Origin of the sequence: Pseudooceanicola atlanticus (assembly GCF_000768315.1) — a bacterium.
In the GTDB taxonomy this organism is placed as follows: domain Bacteria; phylum Pseudomonadota; class Alphaproteobacteria; order Rhodobacterales; family Rhodobacteraceae; genus Pseudooceanicola; species Pseudooceanicola atlanticus.
Map to the genome: position 1 here is coordinate 240,424 of NZ_AQQX01000004.1, position 23,163 is coordinate 263,586.

Sequence of the window (23,163 nt, forward strand, 5' to 3'; positions counted from 1 at the left end):
ACTATGACTATTCAGCCGCCCATTTCACGCGGCCCTTGCCATTGCCCTTGCCGGGACTGGTGGTCTGCGTTTCCTCCGGCTCCACGTCCTCCACAGAGTCGAGCAGCATGGCTTCGTCCTCGGTGACCATGCCATCCACCCTCGGATCGTAATAGGTGTTCTGGCTTGTGTCATCCTGCGTCTGGCCGGATTGCGGCTCCGCATCGGTATTGGCCGGCTGGAAGAGACCCAGGCGCTGCGACGGATCAAGGAAGCCGCTCATCAGGTCGCCGTCATCCATGGAGTGATCCATGTCCAGTGCGTGGCCCAGCTCGTGCATGAGGATGGTGAGCAGATCGTACTTGCCCTCCGCCTCGCTGCCCGCCTCGGCCTCGCCCTCGGCATCGAATTCCTCGTCCGCCTGCGCGGTTTCATCGAGGAAATAGCCCAGGCCGGCCCCGTCGATATCCAGGGTGATCAGGCCCTCGCCATAGGTGGCCAGGGTATCGCCCTGCAGATCGCCGATCGCCAGGTCGATCGCTTCCAGATCCCTGATCTGCGACCGCGACAGGTCCATGGTCATGGCCAGCCGGCGGATCGCCTCGTCCATCAGGGCCTGGGCGTCTTCCATCTCCAGCGCCTCGGCGCCATCACCGACTTCGCCGCCGCGCAGCGCCTCAACGATTTCCACGGCGACCCGGGCGTCATCGGTCTCCAGCTTGAAGCTGTCGAAGGACGCAGCACCGGCCTTGGCGATCAGCCCGCTCTGGCCGTCGACACCGACCGCGTTGAACGCGTGGGAGCCGTAAAGCACCCCGTCCACGCTGGCCGATACGGTGGAGCCGGAGATCAGCAGCGTCAGCTCGTAATCCGTACCCGCCTCGATCCCGGTCGACACCGTGGTGGCGTGATCCACGACCCAGCGGCCATTGCCCTCGTAATGCCCGATCTCGACCTGGTCGGTCTGGGCATTCAGCATCACGAACTTGAACCGGTCGGCCGATACGAGGTCGAAGACGATCCCGCCCTGCGCCCCGGTCTGCACCTCGGCGCTCAGCCGCAGCTTGGCATTGTCCGACAGCGAGAACGCCCCGGCGGCATAGCCCGCATCGGCGGCCAGATCGACCGTCGACAACGCGAAGCCCCCGGTAGCATCCGTGCCATAGGCGCCGCCCGCGACGGCCCAGCTGCCCTCGGTCACGCCGGTGAAGGCATCGGCACTGCCGTCCTCGAAATCCTCCAGCTTTTCAAAGCTAAGCTCGGGCGGCAGCACCTGAACCGTCAGGTTGTCGAGCGTGGTGAAGGAGTTATCCGACCCCGCCCCGACCATTCCGGCATTCAGGCCCTGCGGCAGGCCATCCACGATCCGCGGATCGAACGTGTGGGACACGGCCTTCTTGCCATCGACCAGCAGCGTCACGGTCGTGCCGTTCACCGCCACCAGCACGTCGTAGAACGTGTCGGCCCAGAGCTTCATGTTGGACTGGACGTCGACCTGCCAGCCCCATTCCGCACGGTGACCGATCTGGATCTTGTTGGTGTCGGGGTTGATGCCCGCGAACTTGAAATCGTCCGGCGACTGGTAGTCGAAGATCAGGAAGGCGTTCGAGTCGTAGCCACCCTTGTCCTTCGCCGCCGCCATCGAGGCGGTGATCTCGAAGTAGGTCGGCAGGTAATCCGAGACATGGTAGACGCTCACGCCGTCCATGCCGACCGCTTCGGGGGCGATCGTGGCCTTGCCACCTTCGGTGGACCAGGTGCCGCTATCCGCCGCCAGCCCCACCAGCGCATCCGCCCCGTTGAAGCTCTCGGCCTCCATCACGTCACGCTTGCCGCCCGCGATGTTGCCCGGCTGCGGATCGTCCGGCGCACCGGTCTGATCCTGCCAGAAGGCATCCTGCTGCTTGACCGCGCCGATCTCGCCATAGGGTTCGCCATTGCGCGATGCCGCGCCATCGACGACCCGCGTCGTGTCAGCGCCATCGGCCTCGGACAGATCATAGAGGTAGTCGAAGATCTGCGGCTGCACGTTGCGGCTGATCGTGAAGGCACCGAAGGGCGCGAAGGGCACCAGGTAGGAGTTGAACTCGCCCACCCAGTCGATCAGGCGGTCGCCGCCGGTATTGCCGATCAGGATATCCCGTCCGCCGCCGCCAAAGGCGATATCGGCATAGGAATTCGCGGTATCCGGCGTGTCGTTCGCCCCGCCCGCGTCATGATCGTCATCCGCGTTCAGCAGGTCGTCGCCGAAGCCGCCATAGATATGGTCGCGCCCGGTGCCGCCCACCAGCCAGTCATGGCCCAGATCGCCAAAGATCACGTCATCGCCATCCGATGCCGTCGCCGGACCGTCCCCGATGATCGGATCGGTTGCCGCGCCGTCATTCGGGTCGAAGTTCAGCACGAAGGGCACCGCCCCCGGCGTCGACGGATCGACGAATTCGAAGGTCACCGGGTCGATCCAGACCTCGGGCCGCGGGTTGAACTCGTCATAGGCCGCGAACTCGTTCGGACGCTGATCGCCCTGCCCATAGGCCAGGATGTCGCCCGGATTGCCCGGATTGTCGAACGTGTAGGGCAGCGGCAGGCCACCGACGAAGTACCGCATCGCCTCGGCGCCCGAAATCGCGTCGGAGCCGTAGCCGCCATGCAACGAGTCGCTGCCAAGGCCGCCAAAGATGATGTCGTTGTCGTCGTTGTCCACGTCGGCCGAATTGTTCACCCGGTCCACCAGCCCCGGCACATCGCCCTCGGCCTGCGGGAAGAAGGGCGTCAGGTCGACGGTCTTCTTCAGGTAGCCTTCCAGGTGGATGGTCGATTGCTGGATGTTCCCGGGGGTCGAGATCACCTGGTTCACATCGACATAATCGATGCCGTAGATCGTCTCGGATTCGGCCGCGACGCCGGTGGCCAGGTTGCGCGAGGTATAGATGCGGCCATCGCTGCCGATCACCCCGTCCAGCCCCGTGCCGCCGGAAATCCAGTCATTGCCCAGGCCGCCGATGATGTCGTCGTCATCCGCATCGCCAAAGATCGCGTCGTCCCCGACCTGGCCGTAGACGCTGTCATCGCCGCCTTCCGCGTGGATTTCATCCGCCGCACCATGGCTCGGCCCGCCAAAGGCATCGCCGCCCTCGGTGTAATCCAGCAGGGACGCGCCGCGGATCACGATCCGGTCGCTGCCGCGCGACAGCTCGCCCACGCCGTAATGTTCGGACGCCACGTCGTCCATCGCGTCGTAGGTGAAGGCCATGTACTGACCGGTATCGCCCAGGATGCGGTAGATGTCGCCATTGTCGCCCATCACCATGTCCGCATCGCGGGAATGGCGATCCTCGACCAGGATGTCGGTCACCTCACCGGCCACGCCCGACGGCGCCTCGGTATATTCGTGACGCTCGATCCGCTGGCCAGAGCCACCCAGGATCATGTCCGACCCGGTGCCCAGATCGACGCCGCCGACGAGCAGGCCGAACCGCTCGGTCGCGTCCAAGCTGAACAGCGAGGAATTGTCGCCCACGATGTCATCCTGGCCCAGACCGCCAAAGATCACGTCGTCGCCGCCATTGCCCTCGATGTAATCGTCATCGTCGTAGATCGTCTCGAAGCTGGCATTGACCTGCAGCACGCCATCGGCATCGCGGAAGGCATAAACGCCATCCGAATTGATCCCGTCGGCCAGCATCCGGTCGACATCCAGCAGCGCCGTGCCAAGGTAGCCGGCCTGCGAGAACACGCCCTGCACGCCGCCATCGCCCTGGATCACGTCATCGCCCAGCTGGCCGAAGATGCTGTCCTGCGCCGCGCCGCCGGCAATGTAATCGTCCCCGTAAAGGCCGTTATCGGCCCCATTCTGATCGTGGTCCAGCAGCTCGATCTCGTAATCGCTCCAGACCGCCGTGCCATCGGGATTGGCAAAGGGCGTGCCAGTGATCAGCAGGATGCCCTCGACCGCGTCGCCGGTGGACATCTCGCCCGCATCGACGCTGTAAAGGCGCCCGTCCTGCAGCTGCGTGTAGCGCGGATCGGTGAAGTCGCCCAGGAAGGCGCCCCGACGATCCAGCTCCACGTTGTCGCCGAAGATCAGGTCGCGGCCCGCAAGCCCTGCCTGTGCATCGTCGCGACCCTCGGCATTGTCGCCGTCGATCACGTCCGCGCCAAAGCCGCCGATCAGCACATCCTCGTGCTCGTCGCCAAAGATCGTGTCGTCGCCGCCGAAGGCATTGGTGTCATCGACACCGCCCGCATTCTGGCGGATCGACAGGAACTGCACCTGGCCGCCCAGCACCCCGGCATAGCCGTGGTCGCCCAGCACCGTGTCGTTCTGCGTGCCACCAAGGATCAGGTCGCCGCCGGTGCCGCCCAGGATCAGGTCGTTGCCGGTATTGCCGGAGATCGTATCGCTGTCCCCCCGCTCCTCGGTCGAGGATCCGGCGGTGAAGGCGATAGTGCGCACCACGGTCTCGAACCCGTCGACGCCCCACAGCAGCTCACCATTGTCGCCCAGGATCGTGTCGCCGCCATCCTCGGCGGAATCCGTGCCCAGGCTGTGATCGCCACGGATCAGGTCGGCGCCCAGGCCGCCCAGGATGATATCGCCACCCGCATCGCCGGTGATCGTGTCATCCGCATCGAAGAGCGGCTGGTCGGTATCCAGGCTGCGGACCTCGGACAGCGCACCGCCCGACAGGATGATCTCGGCATTGTCGCCCAGGACGATATCCGCCCCGTCGATAGCGGTCTGATCGTCGCCCTCGTTATTGCCGTGGATCAGGTCGCCGCCATAGCTGCCGATGATCCAGTCCGACCCGGCATTGCCGGTGATCGTGTCGACATCGCCCAACGTATCTTCAAAGCTGCGAAGCTCGGCGATCGTAACCCCATCGGTGTCATAGATCAGTTCGCCATTGTCGCCGACGATGCGGTCGTCGCCATCCACGGCGCCAACCACCGTATCGGCATCACCGCGAAGCTCGTCCGACCCGACACCACCAAAGATCGTGTCGCCACCGGCATGGCCATGGATCGTGTCGTTGCCACCCGTGGCCACGCTGACCTCGCGGGTTGCCACGCGGCTCAGCAGGGACACCGCGCCCGCGGTCACGGCAAAGTCGATCTCGGCCGTGTCACCGAAGATCAGGTCGCCGAAATCAAGCCCGCCGCTGAAGCGGCCGTCGCCGTCGATCAGGTCGGCATCCGACCCGCCAACGATGGTGTCGGCCCCGGCATTGCCCTCGATCGTGTCGGCGCCATCGATGTCTTCCAGCACACCCTCGATCCGCTCGATCGACGACCGGAGCGGCGCGTCGCTGTCGTCGAAGGCATAATCGATCCGGCCATGGTCACCCAGGATCAGGTCGCCACCATCGGCATCGGAACCGATCTCGCCGAAGTCGCGCCCGGCGATCTGGTCGCCGCCCAGGCCGCCCAAGATCGTGTCGCTGCCGGTATCGCCCTCGATCAGGTCGGCCGCGCCCTCACTCCGGTAGGTTTCGACCGCGCCGATGATGCCATCGGTGTAATCGACAAAGCCCACATCCCCCAGGATCAGGTCATCGCCCGCCCCGCCCGAGATCTCGTCGGTGCCCGCGCCGCCGATGATCAGGTCATCGCCGTCATCGCCGGCAATCGTGTCGTTGCCACCGGTGCCGATCTGGATGGCAAAGATGCCATCGCGGAAGGTCGGAACCACCTGGCCCGGCACGCTCGGCGCCGGATCGACACCGCCCAGGAAGGCGTTGCGCACCATGCCTAGGTCGCCAAACCCGATATCGTCGCCCGCGCCCAGGGTGATGTCGTCATCCCCCTCGCCGCCCATGACCGTATCGTCGCCTGCGCCGGTATCGATGACATCGTCACCCCCGGCCCCGGCAATCGCCAGGATCAGGCCGGCCTGCCAGCTGAACCCGTCCGCCTGGTCCTCCGGCAAGGAGGAAATGCGGAACTTGCTGGTCGCGTCCAGATCCACGGCCAGCGGCGGCAGCACCTCCAGCACCTCGTTGTTGTTGTCGGTGATCAGCATCACCGGGGTTTCGAACCCGGTCCCGTCGTTGATGTCCACAAACAGGCCCTTCAGCCCGATATCGCCGGTTTCGTAGGGATCGAACACCGTGCCGTCGGACAGGTCCGCCACCGGGAAGATGTTCTGGTCGGTGTCGATATTCGTGCGCACGTCGAACTGGTCGTCGACGAAGCCCAGGAAGGCCTCCGGCGCCACACCCAGTCGCGTCACGATGGACCCGAAGCCACCGAACAGGTTGACCGGCGTCGGCTCCATGTCACCGTCCAGCAGGAAGGAAATCGCGTTGAAGTAATCGACACGGCCCAGGTCGCCAAAGACGATGTCATCGCCCGCGGCGGTGGTGATCGTGTCCGACCCCGTGCCGCCGAAGACGACCAGACCGCGGTCACCGGTGGCGGTCAGTTGATCGTCCCCACCCTGGAGGTCGACGGAGAGAGCGCCGTCAGCGGGGTCGATGATGCGCCAACCGGTGGCCACGGTTCCGGCCTCGAACTCGACCGGGTCTTCCAGTTCCAGCTCCGTCCCTGCAGAGCCGGCGATCCAGCGCTCGATCTCCTGCGTCGCGCCATCGGCTTCGATGGTGATGATCAGCTTCTGGCCCAGGTAGAAATCGTCTTCCTCACCCAGATCGGTGCCCATGTCGAAGATCGTCTCGAAACCGTTGCCCGGCCCCGGGTTCTCGATCGACACGACATTGCCGTCGCGCATGGGCAGATCGTTGGCGATCAGGTTCACCGTGACCGTGTCGCCCACCGGCGCCCCGACCAGCGGGTTGTCGGGCAGAAGCGTGGCATCCACCGGCACCTCGGTGCCCGTGCGGATGATCGTGCGGGTCTCGTAGCCATCCGACCGCGTCGGCGTGCCGATCACCTTCAGATCGTTGTAGCCGGAGCCCAGGGTGATATCGAGAACCTCGAGCTCGCCAAAGGTGATGCCACCTTGGCGGGCGCGTTCGCCGATGACTGTGTCGGGGCCCATGTTGAACCCGAACAACCGGTTCGAGGTCAGAGTGCCGCTGCTGTCCGCCGGGCTGTCATCGTCCTTGACGAACAGCACGTCGACCGACACCAGCTCGTTGACAAAGAAGTTCAGGCTTTCCGAGGTGATCGCATAGCGGTTCACCAGATCGTCCAGGCTGGTTTCCGGTGTATCCTCAGGCGCCGGATGCCCGGCATTTTTGGGATCGTTGACCGCGTCCAGCGGGTTGAAGCTCTGCGTAAGCTGCTGCTCCCCGACCGGGGACAGGTCGTAAGGCGCATTCAGCTGGAAGGTCACCGTGCCCGCTCCGTCGTCGATCGACACGGCGGTGATCAGGCGGAACTGGTCCACCGCTTCCGGGGCTGCCGGCGCGCGGGTGATTTCCAGCGTCTTGCCGACCAGCGCCTCGATCTCCGCATCCGTGGCCGCCCCGCCCGGATAGCCGGCATCGCCGGGCTCCAGGTCATCGGGATTGGCGCGCAGGCGCAGGTCGATCATGACCTCCGCTGTCAGGTCGCTGCGGCTGATCGTCAGCGCAGGCGCGCTGTCGGAATTGTCGATATCCGCCTCACCGAACTCGCCCACCGGGGCCTTCACGTTGATCTCGCCCGGCAGCATCAGCGGGTCGGCCAGGCCAAAGAGCGACCCGTTGCCGCCGGCCCCGTTGGTCACGACCGGACCAAGGATGCCCGCCAAAGTGGCCGGCCCCGGCGCAAAGACCTGGGTGTCGTCGCCATCGACCACCGCATCGTCGACCGCACGGACGAACACCTGCACCGGGGTATCCCAGTTGGTGTCGTCGAAGGAGATGGTGAATTCCATCACCGGATTGCCGGCCTCGTCGAACAGCAGGTTGCCGCTGTCATCCATCGCCTGCGACTTCAGCGCATCCATCGACGCACCGACATAGAGGTCGGTGCCCTGGATGACCGCGAAGACCTCGACCTGGATATTGTCGAAGCGGATGCCGCCCGTCTTGGTCGTCTTGGTGATGATCTCGCTGACATTGATGTCGACCGTACCCGCCACCGGCGCCGAGGTCAGGCGCAGCTCGTAGCTGTCGGTCGCCCCGCCCTCGATCACATCGGTGCGGCCCTGGGTCTCGCGGACCAGCAGGGTCGGCGCGTCGTCATCGGCAATCCGCACCAGCACGGACCCGCCAAAGGCCTCCTGGTAGGTGATCTGTGAATAATCATACTCGATCTCGACGATGCCCGAGACCTCGACGATATCGTCGCCGTCATAGAACAGGATCTGGTTCGACCCCTCGATCAGCTCGAAATCCACGCCTTCGGTCAGCGTCACGCCATCCAGCGTGACCGAGGTGATCGCATCCGGGCGATAGGTCAGCCCGACCGAGCTCTGCGGGTTGGTCGCGTCAATATCCAGCGTCAGAGTCTCGCTGTCCGAGAAGGACGCGGCTATGCCCGAGAAGTTCGAGAAGGAGAAGTCGATCTTGGCCGTATGCGCACCCTCGCGCAGCTGGTCATCGACCGCCCAAACCTCGACCAGGTGGGTCAGCGTGCCGGAATCGTAATCCAGCGACGTCAGCGACGTGCCAGTCGGGCCCTCGCCCGCCGCCACGACCTTGACCTGCGTCGCGTCGTATTCCAGGTCCAGCGTCAGGCTCTGCCCGCCGGTCAGCGGCTGCGACAGCGACAGGGTCAGCACATCGCCCTCGCCATCCTGATCGCCATCCGCGCCCTCGATCACCGCGGTGATCGTCTCGTTGTTGTTGCTGCCATCGACCGCGCCGGATCCGTCCAGCTCGTCGGTCTGGTCGATGATCAGGCCAGGCATGTCGTTGTCGTTCACCAGGACCTCGACCACCTGGCTGTTCAGCCCGTCATAGCGCGCGATGCGGAAGACGGAGTCCGAGTCCGGGTCGATCGACCAGATGCTGTTCAGGGTCAGCTCCGTGCCATCGGTATCCAGGATCAGCATCTCCTGACCCGCGCCGGTGCCGCCGATGATCTGCAGCGTGAAGCCGGTCAAGTCACCGTAAACGCTCTCGAAATCGATCAGGCTGCCATCGGCTGCATTACCGGTGAAGATCGTGCGATCGTCAAAGATCTCCTCGGCCTTCATCTCGTCAGAGCTGTTATGCGTGCCGGTGATCGAGTCATCCAGACGGATGTTGAAGACGGTGTTTTCGGTGCCCCCCACGGTCGGCACCTTGCCGTCGTCCCAGGGCTTGTTCAGCGTCAGCGTGTAGCTTGCGCCATTGTCGACCACGCCGACGATGAAGCGGTAATCACCAAAGCTTTCGCCCTCAACGATCGACAGCGCTTTGCCCAGCAATGCGTCCTGCGCGATGCCCAGCTTGGCGATCGTCATCTCAGCATTGGCATTGTCGACCGAGATCAGGTCGCCATCCACCTCACGCCCCTGCACCGTCTGCCCGGAGGAGAACGTGTGCGTGATCACCGCATTGGTCGGCCCTTCAAAGGCATCGTCGTCGAAGTCGAAATTCTCGGGATCCGAGAAGGTGTCGCCCGCGATGTCCTGCCGCGTGAACAGCCCGCCGGGGTAGTCGTTCATCACGCCATCGGCGATCACCTGCACTTCCTGGGCCGTGGCCCAGTTGGCAGAGGTGAATTTCAGCACGACCGAGGACCCGTCGAGGCGGGTTTCCGCATCCAGTTCGGTCGAGGCGACGCGGAAGGCATAGATCCCCTGCTGGCGCGCGCTCGGGCTGGGCAGCGGGGCCCCGACGGTGACGAAGACGTCCTCTGTCGGCTGCCGGGTCAGGCGCACCGTGTAGGTGTCGCCGGTCGCGTCACCCTCGGTCACGATGGTCGACCCCTGGGTTTCGGTCAGGATGGCGAAGGGCGTGTCGTCATCGGCCACGTTGGCCGAGATGCCGAACACCGTCTGCCCGTCATAGCGTGCATCGCCACCTGCGGTCATCTCGTGGGTTATGATGCCGGAATGGCCGCGGAAATCGTTGGACACGACCGGCGGGGTTTCCCCGCTGGTAAAGAACGTGTCGTCGCCCAGCCCGCCGAACAGCTCGGTCAGGACGGATTCCAGCGTGGATTGCAGGAAGAAGCGGTCATTGCCTTCCGCCCCGTCGATCCGCAGGCTCTCGATATTGACGAAATTGACGTTCAGCCCGGCGCCAAAGACACCGTCATCGGTGATGACGAAATCGTCGCCGAATTCCGTGCCGATCACGATCAGCGTGTCGAACCCGTCGCCGCCATTGATGTTCACCGGCGCATTCACCGCGTAGCGAACCAGGTCGGCCCCGTCGCCACCGGTCAGGTCGGTGCGTTCGCGCTGCGGTTCCTGGCTGCCGACCAGGGCAAAGGCGCGCACCTCGAAGATGTCGTCGCCCGCCTCGCCGTTCAGGCTCAGAACGGCCTTGTTGTGATAGACGGTAAAGCTGTCATCGCCGATCCCGCCATTGATCGTCATCGGGAAGCTGATCCCGTTGGACAGCCAGCCGCGCGTCACCTCGATGGTGAGGAAGAAATCGTCCTCCGCGATGCCGGTCGGGATGCCGTGGATTTCCTCGTTCACGAAGCGCGACTCGCGGAACAGCTGACCGATCTGGAAACTGTCATTGCCGCTGTCGCCGTAGACCGTGATCTCGGCCGCTGTGTCATCGCTGGCAAACACGTCGTCGCCCGCGCCGCCCGAAACGATGATCCGCTCAAGCGTGCCATCGTAATTGATCCGCTCGACGTTGAACGGCCCGTTCAGGTTGGCGATGAAGGCGTTGTTCAGGCTGACATTCGCGCGCATCAGGATGTGGTCGGCCCGGTCGGTGCCGTTGACCTCCAGCACGTCGACATCGCTGTCGTTCAGCCCGCCATCGGAAATCTCGATCAGGGATTCTGTCGTGCCGCCGGACAGGTTGACGCGGTAGGTGTCTGCCCCCTCGCCGCCATTGACGGAATCCGCCCCCTGGGCCGAGATGATGACATCCGCCCCGGCCTCGCCGAACGCGGTGTCCGCTCCCGTGCCGCCGTCCAGCACGTCATTGTCGTCGCCGCCGCGCAGGCTGTCGGACTGGCCTTCGCCCAGCAGGGTATCGTTGCCCGTGCCGCCGATCGCGGTATCCGCGCCCGCGCCCAGGTAGACCAGGTCGTCCCCGGCCCCGGCATCGACATCGTCATTGCCTTCCTGGCCGAAGATCAGGTCGTTGTCGGCGCCGCCGGTGATCACGTCACCCGCCCCGCCCGAGGCCAGCGCGATCCGCCGCGCCAGCTGCACGATGTCGCTGGAATTGTTCAGCGCGCTCATGTTGCTCAGCAGGTCATCGGCGGGCGCGTTCAGCAGCGATTCCAGGATGCCCCCGATATCGCCCAGCAGAAGGTCGGCCCCCGTGCCGCCGTCGATCGTGTCGAACCCGGCCCCGCCAAAGACCGCATCGGCCCCGGCGCCCGCCGTGATGTCGTCATTGCCGCCCGAGGCAAAGATCACGTCGTTGCCGTCGCCGCCGTCGATCGTGTCCTTCTCGCCCTCGTTCAGCTTGTCGGTCTTGCTCACGCCGCCTTCATGCAGCGCCAGCACGTTGGACAGGATCTTCTGGCCGGTCGGGTCGATGAACCGGATCTCGCCGCCATCGGACAGGATCAGGTCATGCCCCGCCCCGCCCAGTACGCTGTCCTGGCCGCCGCCGCCGATGACGATGTCGTCACCCGCGCCGCCTGCGACCGTGTCACGGCCCGCATTGCCCAGCAGGTCGATCTTCAGAACGCCCGGGTAGAACTCCACTTGGTCGCCCAGAACAAGGTCTTCGCCCGCGCCGCCATCGACGGAATCGTTGCCGGCCCCGCCCTCGACCAGGTCGCGCCCGCCAGAGCCGGTGATCGTGTCGTCGCCCAGCCCGCCGATCAGGCGGTTGAACGTCGTGTTGGACCCGGTGCCACCGCCGGTGAAGGCGATGATATCGTTGCCTATTCCGCCCTCGACATCGAACAGCACCTCGTCGCCGTTCCAGCCGATGAAGTTGATCTCGTCATCGCCCGCACCACCGCGCACGACGATCGCCTGACCCGCCTTCACCTTGTAGGAGAACTTGTTGGACGAGGTCGGGCTGTCCGCTCCGAACCCGTTGGGATCGGTATAGACGTCGACGGTGTATTCGCCGTTCGACAGGCCGCCGTTCTTCTCGATATAGACCGTTTCGCCGAAATCGGTGGCATTGCCCAGCAGGCGCTGCTCTGCAAAGTCGCCGATATTGATGATCAGGTCGCCGGTGCTGGCTTCGGAGGCCACGACAGGCGGGCGGAAGAAGTCGATCTCGAAGTCGAGGATCGTGATCGGGTCGACCAGGTCGAATTCCTTGTCGATCTCAAACAGGCCGAAATCGATCTTGAGGAAGGCGAAGAGCCGGGCAAAGATCTCGCCCGTGACATCGAAAATTGCCAGCGGGGCCAACAGCTTCTCGCCGTCGCCCGGCGCGCGCAGCTGGTTCTCGAAATTCGAGGCAAGCTCGCTGATCCGAACCTTGCCGTCATTGTCCGGATCAAACAGGTCGAACAGGATCTCGATGAACAGACCCCCGGCCACACCGGCCCGCGCAATCCCGAGGTTCAGCTCCGCCGCGGCGGTCACACCGCCCAGGAAGCGCAGTTCCGGCACGTCGGCGCCGGTGCCGTCCGGGTTCTCGGTATCCGAAATGAACAGGCCGTTGAACAGCAGCAGCGGATTGCGGAAATCGGTGTCCACGAAGTCCGAAATGCCCTGCGTGTCATAGCCGAAGGCAAAGTCCGCGCTGAATTCGATCACCAGCCCCAGCGACACGCCCAGCGGCCCGAAGATCGAGAAGAAGAAGTTCTGTTCGAAGCCGACGATCAGCGGGTCCAGATCGAAGGTGATCAGCGTCGCCGGATTGCCCATCAGCAGGCCGAAGATCTGTTCGGGCTTGTTGATGATCGGGAAATCGAACGCCCCGCCCGCCTTCAGCTTGGTCACCGTCTTCGCTGCGTCGGAATTCTTGTCGCCACTGGTCGAGGCCGCGGAGGCCAGCTCGTTGTTGAAGAAGGCCGTCGCATCGTCGATGAAGCTCTGGTCCTCGCTGCGTTCATTGAACAGATCCAGCCCGCTGAACCCGTCGGCGAACGGGTTGTCGGTCGCGGTGCCGCCGATCTGGTCGAAGATTACGAAATCGCCCACCGGGATCACAAGGTTCAGAACGCCCGGCTCGTCGCGCAGGGCGGCGATGTCGTTGATCAGGGTGATCACCTCGGCCAGCGTCTCGATCAGGCCAGCATCGAAATCACCCAGGGCCGCGGCCAGGTCCAGCATCGTCAGGTCGACGCCAAAGATGTCGATCAGCGGGATCGGCGCGGTCAGGAAGTCGATAAAGGGTTGAAGCGGCTCGGTATATTCCGCCACCGCGTCGACGATCGGACCCAGCACATCGGTCACGAACTCGCCCAGGTCCAGCCCCACGCCGGTAAAGGCCAGGTACTTGATGCCCACGTCCAGGTCGGCCTGGTCGGTGCTGCCGCCGATCAGGTTGTATTCGTCGCTGAAGCTCCACAGGAAGTCGAAGCCCGAGATGATCGACGGGAAGCCATTGGCCAGCGCGTCGCCCACCAGGTCCTCGTCCAGGCCCAGCGTCAGGTCCAGCGCCGCCGCCGCGGTCACGTCGATGCCCATCATCAGGCCGATGCCGCCCAGCTCGGTCAGGCCGATCTGATCGGCGGATTCCCCGCCCAGCAGGATATCCAGCCCCACTTCCGCGGTAATGCCGGTATCGGTGCCCTCCCAGGCGCCCGCGCCGGCGCCCAGACCGCTGTCGCGGTTGTCCGCGCTCAGGCCAAGGAAGCCCAGCTTGCCGGTGATGTTGGTGTCCTCGGACAATTCGGCCCGCGCGTTGAAGTAAACCTCGTCCTGGCCATCGGCCTCGTCGAAATCGAAGTAGAAGCCCTTCTGCGCCGACAGGCCGAAGCCCAGCCGGATGCCCCATTCGATGAAGAAGCGCAGATCGCCCTCGGTCTCCAGGCCCAGGCCCGGAATGCCGATGTCGAAATCAAGCGGCACATTCGCCAACTCTTCCTCGCCATCGCTGCCCAGGTCGAAATCCCACGAGATATCGGCAAGTTGGAAATCGCCCGTATCCAGCGCCTGCTGGAACCCATCTGCGTTGAGAAGGATGTAATCCCCGGCCCCGCCAAGGCCGGTCTGGTCAGCGACATCCAGCTCCTTCAGCAGGTCCAGCCCGTTCGGGCCCAGCAGATCGAAGATCAGCTTCGAGATGATGTTCTTGTCCGGATCGGCAAAGTCGTCCGCCGCGTCCTCGATCGTGTCCAGCGCCAGGCGCAGGTTGCCCACGAACCCTTCGCGGAAGTCGCCGATGAAGTTGGCCGCATCGCCAAAGCCTTCGCCCACGACCGGCAGGTTCAGATCGGCCAATTCGCCAAAGATGTTCTCTTCCAGCAGGCCCAGGAACGTGTCGAACCCGTCGACCGCCAACCGGACATTGTCGAAGATCGACAGCTCGGCAAAGTTGAACCCGTCCAGGAAACCGGTCAGCGCGGTTACGTCGATGACCACATCCGTAGTTGCGGGCGCCTGTTCGCCCGGTGCTCCGGTCAGGATCGTCAGCGCGTCCAACCCGTTTTCGGCAAAGCTGTCCAGCGCCCCGTATTCCGACCCGATCCCGCCATTCTCGGCGCCATAGGTCGTACCGATCAGGATGTCGCCGATATGGTTGCTGTCTGTCGGGAAGAAGACGGGCAACCGGCCCGAGATCTCGCCATAGGCCCCGGCATTGATGCCGTCGACCTCGAAGGCACTCAGCAGGCTGGTCGTGCCATTCGTCAGATCGCCCAGGCTGACCCGCCCGTTGGTAAAGGCCGCGCCAACCGATGCGATCTGCGCCCCGGCGCTGACCGCGATCTCGGCGATATCGCCGCCATTGTTGCCGATGGCCAGCGCAAGCGGCCCAAGCCCGGCATTGAAGGCCAGGTTCTGACCCGATGCCTCGATCCGCGCGCCCAGCCCGGTTTCCTCAAGCACGTAGAACGCATCCTGGACCCCGGTGGCCTCGTCGCCATCGGTGACATTCCCGGCCAGTTCGCCCAGGTCGATGCCCAGCCCGATGGACAGGAAGATCCCGCCCTCCGCCGCCAGCCCCGCAGAACCGGAGAAGTTGATCGGCCCCAGATCGCCCAGATCCTCGAAGATGTCGCCCGCGAACGGGATATCCGACAGCCCGACATTGATCGCATCCGAAAACGCCGCCCCGATATTCAGCGAGAAGGTCAGCATCTCCTTGCCCGCATCGGTGTCGTAACCGATGACAAAGGCATCGTCCGGGGCATCGTCGCCGCCGCCGGTCTGGTAGACGATGTCATAGGCCTCTTCGAGCGTCTCGGCACTCAGCCCGATCGCGTCGTTCAGCGCATCCTCGACGAATTGCAGGCTGCCGGCCGGGTTCTCGCGCAGCCCGTCGATGAAGTCGCGCAGATCGCTGGCCAGCGAGAACAGATCCGACAGCGACCGGTCGATGACCGGAATGTCGACATCCATGAATTCAAGGCCTTCCATCTCGGACAGGAAGCTTGCCAGCATCTCCAGCGCGTCCAGCAACGTGTCCAGATCGAAAGAGCCAAAGCCCACATCCGACAGCGCCCCGAAATCGGGCAGGTCCACTTCGGCCGTCGGGCGCACCGTGATGTCATCGAAATCGGCCAGCGACTGGCCGGGGCTCAGCGCCGTGACCTCCGGCCCGTCCACGGACACAAAGGTCGCGTCATCCAGCACCACGGTCGACACGCCACCGGTGAAATCGACAGATTCCACCTTGGCCTCGAAGAGGGAATCCGATCCGGCCAGCGCAAAGCGCACGATGGCCCCCTCGGGCAGCAGCCCGGTGAAATCCTTGTCCACGACGAAAGTATCCGCGCCGGTCACGGCAAAGCCGCCCGCCGCGTCCAGCCTTGTCTTCATGAACGGATCGCCCAATGCGATCAGGTCGATGGAGGCCGAAACGCTCGACCCGCCCAGCAGGTCATTGGCAATCGCCTCGAAGCCCGACGACCCCTCGGCCAGCGACAGCTCGAGGCTCGCCCGGCCGAACTGCGTCTCCACACCCGGGCCCGGATCGACATCCGCGGTCGGGATCAGCTCGGGGAAGACGAACAGATCGAACAGCGCGTCCAGCCCCTCGTCCCCGGCCCGGTCGATCACGTCGATCACCTCGCCCAGCGTGACGATGCCGTCTTCGGCCGGTGCGCCCGTCCCGGCATTGAAGCCCAGGTTCAGCTCTGCCCCGAACAGCGCCTCGCCCGTCAGGTCCACCCCGACGAAGCCCAGCGATGCGCCGGCATCTATGCCGCTCTTGACGATGGCCTTGCCGCCCGACTGGTTGGCCGTGCCGACATCGACGGCCACGTCGCCCGCCGCGACGATCCGCACACCTTCGACCGCATCGCCGAAGATCGACCCGGTGGCGACCTCCTTGATGAAATACTCGCCCGCGGCGATCCCGGCCACGTCGCGGATCTCGATCGCGACCCAGTCCGCCTCGTCCATGGAGCCGGACACGAAATCGCGCAGGTCCAGCGCGGCCGAGAACAGGATGTCGTCGCCCGCCAGTTGCAGGTCCTCGACCAGCCGCCCGGCCTGGGCCGAGAAGTTGATGGAGGCCAGGTCGCTCTGCGTCGCGCCCATCGCCGGTTCGGACTTGATGAAGAACCGGTCGACCAGGTCGATGCCGCCGATATCCGCGCCCTGCACGATCCCGTCGGGGCTGTCATCCTCGTTCAGCGGGTTCGCATCCACGCCGATCAGGCCCAGATCCACTGCCGTCGGCGATCCGTTCACGCCCGACAGCATCATCAGCGTCCGGGTCGCGTCGTTGATCTTGACCGAAATGCTCTTGCCGCCCTCGTTCTGCGGGGTCAGCGGATCGTCCGGCGTCAGGAACACCGCGTAATTCGAGGTTCCGGGATCATCGGTGACCGCACCGGCCGCCAGGCCCAGCGCATCTTCGATCGCATCCGAAATCGCGCCCAGCACATCGGCAATCGAGGTCGCATTGTCAAAGCTGACACGGATGTTGAAATCATCCCCCGGCCCGTCATCCTTGACCGTCATCAACAGGTCGTCGGAATCCGCCACCAGGTTGGTGCTGAAGCCCAGTTCCGGCACGGCCGAGGTCAGCTCCATCTCCGTATGGCTCGACCCTTCGGCCAGCGACAGGACCAGCCGTGACCCCTGGAAGCCCACAGTGATGTCCGAGGACAGGTCGACCTCGGAATCGTCGCTCAGGTCAGTCGCGGTCTGCAGCGCGGCCTTGATGTCCGCCACCAGGTTCACGATCGAGGAATTCAGCGACAGCAGCTGCCCGTTGCGCACCGACAGCGTCGCACTGGCCTCCAGCTTCACCTCGTAGGTCTTGGCGCCGTTATCCAGGTCGATGGTGATATCGACATCCTCACCGACCACGCCCGCGGCGTTGAACGGCTGGATCGTCTCGGCCGCTTCCAGCGTATTGCCGGTGGTCGATCCGGTCTGCCACAGACCCAGGATCGCGCTGGCCGGATCGGTATCGAAATCCTCGACATCGCTGTCGATTTCCATCGTATGCGCGGCAGCACCACCCGTGTAGGTGAAGACCAGCCGCACCAGTTCCTCGATGGGTGGATTGGCATCGGCAGGCGGGGCCACGTCGACAAAGCTGGCCGTCACGCCGGCAGGCAGATCGTCGTTGATCTGCGCCAGGATATCGGCCTGGAAATCGTCGAAGGTCAGCAGCGTCGCCTTGCTCAGATCGACATCGCTCAGCGTCACCACGTGGTCCGTCTCGACCCCGTCCTCGGTCAGGACGAAGGTGAAGGACATGTCGGTCTGCGCCACCGGCGCCTCGTCCGCGGTCAGCGCCTTTTCGGTCTTCTGCGTGATGCCCAGGTCGGCCAGCAGCGTCGCGAGCTCAAGGTTGCCCGCCGGTCCCGGCAGGCCACCGCCATTCGACCCGGTCGACAGGTCGAAGCCCAGGCCCAGGTCAAGCGACGCACCGCCGGAGATCACCAGCCGCGAGGTCGAGTTGATGTTCAGCAGGTTGCCCAGGTCCAGTTCGAAATCCGTCGGCAATTCGACATCGAACAGGTTGGTCCCGCCCAGGTCCACCTCGTACAGCAACTGGTCCGAGGCCGCGTCGTAGAAATCCGACAGGTCCGCATCGTTGAACGCGCCCGCCAGCACGCCGATATCGTTCAACCGGCCCAGGAAGCCCTGGATCGAGTCGAAGGTCGGCGCGTTGAACCGGTCGATCAGCTTGGTGACGTCGTCGCCGATGCCGGTGTTTTCCTCAAGCGCCGCTTCCAGCAATTCGAACTTGCCATCGAACGGGTCCGGCGCGGTCGAGGTCGTGACCCGGATCGTCGCTTGCAAGGCGGCCCCGCCCAGCAGCAGGTTGCCGGTCAGGAAATCCAGCGCGGATTCCGAGCCGTCAAAGATCATGCCATCGCTCAGCGCGTCGTTGATCGACAGGCCCAGCGGCGTCAGGTTGCTGCCGCCGATGATCTGGACGTTGGTGACCGTCGGGTCGATCCAGTCCAGCCGGAACCCGGTGCCGAACCCTTCGAACCGCAGATACGCATCAAGCCCCGCGGCCAGCAGGGCATTGTTCAGGTCGGTGACCAGGCGGTCGTCGCCGTCCTTCTCCCCGTCCCCGCCGTAATCGTACAGCAGCGCGTTCGACACGACTTCGCCGATGCGGGCGATATCGTCCAGCGCCCCTTCGAGGAACGGGATGTCGATGCCCGACAGCAATTCGCTTTCCGCCGTATCCTCCAGCCAGAGGATGAAATCGGCCACGGCGCGGACGATCTCGGTCGGGGTCAGGTTGTTGAAATCAAGGAAGTCCTGCTCGAACCCGCCCGAGAACGTGACATCCGGGGCCGATCCGTCGAAGAGCGTGCCGTTGATGTCGATATCCAGCGTCGCGGCCGCGCCGCCGCCGAACAGGTTGCCCGACACGGTCAGCGTCAGGTCGACCACGTAACCCTGGTTGCCCGCCGCCTCGAAGACGAAGGTGTCGTTGTTGAAATTGTAATCGAACCCGCCCAGCACGAAGCCCAGCTCGTCCAACACGTCGGACGCGCTGTCGCCACTGGCAAAGTTCACCACGCCATCGTCGATCAGCGCCACGTCCAGGAACACGTCGCCTGCGGCCGAGCCCTGCACGACACCGACCTTGGCGTCGATGGAGATGCCCGTCGCCTCGACCTCGGCGCCCAGGTCGAAATCGTCGATGGTGCCGCTGAACGACGCCGCGGCCGGGTTGGACACATCCACCGTCAGGTTGGCGGCGAACCGGAAGGCCGCGGCCATGTCCAGCCGCACATCGCTGTCGAAGGACAGGCCCTGCGCATCCGCATCCGCGCCGAAATCGAACGAGAACCCGGTGGTCCGCGCCGCCTCGAAGTCGAAATCGAAGGTAAAGGTCGTCGCGTCCTGCAATGTCAGCGCGACATTGTCGAAGCCGAATTCCAGATCGCCCAGCCCGGTCAGCCGGTTCAGGATCTGCTCTTCCACGATGGTGGTGAAGGTGCTGGCATCAAAGCCCAGCAGATCATGCGCCAGGTTCAGCGCATTGCCGTCCCCGGCCTTCACGCGCACTTCCTTGACCTCTTCAGTCACCGCCTGGAAGGCCAGTCGCCCGGCATTGATCGTCGGCGCCACCAGCCCGGACAGATCGCCCGACCCGATCGCACCCGACACCAGCGCGTTCAGCGCACCAAGCGCGTCCAGCGCGACGCCGTCGACCACGGTGCCGATCTCGTTCGACACATCCACGGCGCTAAAGCTGATCGCCTGCACCTCGGTCGCGACATTGCCCTCGGCATCCTCGACCAGCGCTTCCAGGTCAAAGCTGAAATAGGCGCCCACGGTACCCAACTCGCCCAGCAATTCCGCCGCCGTCGTGGCGACGCGGCTCATTACGGCGGGGGCGATGCCCTCGACCAGGGCGGTCGCCGCGGCAATCGCGTCCTCGATCTCACCAACCTGAAGGCCATCGGCCAGCCGCGCATTGATTTCCTTGAGGATTTGCGCCCGCGCATTGTCCAGCGTGTCATAGAGATCCAGCGCCCGCGCCAGCGTCACCTCGGCCTGGCCAACGATGTTCGACCCACCCACCAATGGCAGCGCCTTGATCAGGTCCAGCGTATCGCCCGCCTCTTCCAGAACGGAGGCGAAGGTGCCAAAGATCTCGTCCACCGCGGCCACCACGTTGGAGGCATCCAGCACGATGCTGTCCCCCGTGATCGAGGTGAAATCGCCGATATCGGCCAGCGTCGCGACACCGGTCGTCGACAGCAATTCCTGCGTGGTGATCTGGTTGCCCACGACCTCTGTCGTGTTCAGCCCGCCCGCCGCAGGAACCGCGACGACCAGCTCGTCCGCACCGGCCCCGCCATCGATCCCGATCGTGCCATAGCCCGATTCCAGGGTGATCGTGTCGTCCCCCGCGCCCAGGTTCACCTGCAACAACCCATCCAGGTTGGTGCCGGACACGCCGCCGATGGTGATGTCGTCCGCGCCATCGCCTAGGTTGATCGTGACCGAGGTCACCGCCCCGTCGATCGCCAGGTTGTGGGTTTCGATCCCCGGCCCGTCCAGCACGAAATTGTCGGTCGCGCCGACGGTGTTCTGGTAGGAGAGGCTGATATTCGTGTCCTCGGTCGCGCCGAAATCCAGCACGATATCGGGCGCGCCGACCACGTTGATCGGCTCCATCCCTGTGTAAAGCGTCGTCAGCCCGCCCAGCGTGATGCCACCCGCATCGGGCGCCGTCGGGGTGAACCCGACCGCAAGGCCGCCGGCCTCGATCTCGACAAGGTCGAACCCGCCATCGCCGCCTTCCAGCCCGCCGGTGGATTGCGCGCCAGAAAGCAGGCGGAAGATATCCTCGTTATCGGCGCCGCCGGTCAGCGTCTCGACACTGTCAAAGCTCAGGCCTTCGGTCGAACCACTGTCGATCCCGTCGACGATCCAGGTCGCGTCGATCCCGTCCGCGCCGATGATCTGGTCGTTGCCGCCATTGCCGGCGAACCAGATACCGTCGGGGAAGATATAGCTTCCGGCCTCGTCCATCCGCAGGACGTCATCGCCCTCGCTGCCCTCGATCTCCACCGAGGAGGTTTCGGCCCGGGCCTTTTCGGCCACCAGCACGCCCGAGAAACTGTCATGGATCTGGATCATGTCGCTGGCGGCATCCAGCGACAGGGTCAGGTCGTTCTGATCCGCCATCATCGCCACCGCGAAGGGGGCAAGGTCTGCCGAAAGCAGGATCCGCGGCTCCAGAGGTTCGACCTCTGCCTTCTGTACCTGTTTCCGCGCCTTGGGCTTGGTCAGGAGTGCCGTGGCCGCTGTGCTACGAAGGAGCGGCTGTCCAGCCGGTTTTCGCGCCGCCGGCTTTCCGGCTGCGGGGATCTGGCCCCCCTGCGGTTCGCGAAAATCAAAGCTTGGCTGACGTGAGAAATCACGCATGGCTACACTCCTGCAATTTTTCGTTCCGCGGCCGAACCGGCTTGGCTCGCCCGTGGACTTCGTAATGCTCGGCTCTCGCGCCCCGATCGGATCGAAATCCCTGCAAGACGCTAATGAAATAAACTTGCCTCGAAGATGTATGTAACGAACGATTCATCTTCTGGTGTCGTAACGTAAACCGGCGATCAACAATTTGTCACCCGCCAGACCTAGGCCATTTTGTGTCAGTGAGGCTGGGGGGCGTCAGCAAACAAACGCCGATCCGATTAACCGGCGAAGCGCCCATATAAACATCTGATAATAATTGGATTCTCGGCGATTCCGCCACGCAAGGCTCTTGCGCTCTTCTACGCAAAATCCCGCCAAGACCGGCGCCCTTTCGGCGAAATGCCGCCCACAAGATGTAGAATGGAACCAATCCGGCCAAGGTAAACCAGATTGTTCCAAATCCACCCAAAAAGGTTAACAAGATCAACCGCCGCGTGCATCTTGCAGCGCAGGTAACGCCCTTCTCGATATCCATTTCCGGATAGGTTCTGGACAAGCCAGACACCGTCCGCCAAACCTCTCCCAGCTCTGTGATGCAAGGGGGAGAAGTCGCATATGGGATTTGTGCTGCGTTGGATTTTCGCGCTGGTTCTGGTGGCCGCGACATACAACCCGACCGAGTGGAATTACATCGCCTGGATCACCCGATCCTGGCCCGACCAGATGCCGCTGGCGGTACTGCTGGGTCTGCTGCTGCTGGTCGGCTACATCATCTACCTGCGCGCCACGCTGCGTTCCATCGGGGCGTTTGGCATGGGCCTGATCCTCGCGATCTTCGCGGCCCTCGTCTGGGTGCTGATCGATTTCCAGTTGCTCAATCTCGACGATCCCGGGCTGAACACCTGGCTGGCGATCCTGGCCCTCTCCTTCGTCCTGGGCATCGGCCTCAGCTGGAGCCTGGTGCGTCGCCGCCTCTCCGGTCAGGCCGACGTGGACGATGTCGACGAGGTCTGACGGACCCGCCTGCCCCGCATGCAGACCCGCGCCGGATCGGTCCCACGGGGCCGACGAGGCAGCAAACAATGCCCTCTACCGGCTCCACCCCCTTGCGGCACTGGCCCAAAGGGCCTAAGTAGCCGCGGAACTGTTGGCACCGTCGATGCACCGACGTAATACCGACGTAATACCGACGTAATACCGATAGGCCCTCCGCATGGAAAATGTCGTCCTGATCATCCACCTGCTTCTGGCGCTTGCGCTGATCGGCGTGGTGCTTCTGCAACGCTCCGAAGGCGGTGGCCTTGGCATGGGTGGTGGCGGTGGCGCCATGACCGGCCGCGCCGCGGCGACGGCCCTGGGCAAGGTGACCTGGCTGCTTGCGGCGGCGTTCTTCGCCACCTCGATCTCGCTGGTGATCATCGCGGCCGGCAAGTCCGACAGCTCTTCGGTTCTGGACCGTCTGGCACCCGCCAGCTCTGCCCCGGCAGAGGATGCAGGCGACACGCCGTCCCTGCCCGGCGGTGGCTCCCTGCTGCCCCCGTCGCCCTCGACGGACGGGTCCCTGACGCCGTCGGCCGACTGACACGAACTTTCCGCTTCGGCGGCTGATCCACCATCCCTTGAGGCCGCTCTTGCGGCCTCAACAGTATGTAGCGGTACGGATGGACAATCCGGCCCGAATCTGATAGGTCTCAAATCCCGTGATGATGCGGCCTTTTCGGGCCGTTTCGGACATG

The 23,163-nt window shown here is 64.3% G+C and carries 3 protein-coding genes; 2 read left to right on the forward strand and 1 reads right to left on the reverse strand.

What is annotated here, in order from left to right:
• Positions 1-7: 7 nt before the first annotated feature.
• A complete protein-coding gene (locus ATO9_RS12275) occupies positions 8-21,439 on the reverse strand; it encodes a matrixin family metalloprotease (protein WP_043749244.1) in 21,432 nt (7,143 codons plus the stop codon).
• 603 nt (positions 21,440-22,042) lie between these two features.
• Between ATO9_RS12275 and ATO9_RS12280 the strand changes: the two genes are divergently transcribed.
• Together ATO9_RS12280 and secG are read left to right on the forward strand one after the other, a co-directional pair.
• The gene (locus tag ATO9_RS12280; RefSeq protein WP_043749247.1) at positions 22,043-22,441 is read left to right on the forward strand and encodes a DUF6524 family protein; all 399 of its coding nucleotides are present in this window, start codon (positions 22,043-22,045) and stop codon (positions 22,439-22,441) included.
• Positions 22,442-22,640: 199 nt separating this feature from the next.
• The gene (secG, locus tag ATO9_RS12285) at positions 22,641-23,009 is read left to right on the forward strand and encodes a preprotein translocase subunit SecG (RefSeq protein WP_043749249.1); all 369 of its coding nucleotides are present in this window, start codon (positions 22,641-22,643) and stop codon (positions 23,007-23,009) included.
• Positions 23,010-23,163: the final 154 nt, after the last annotated feature.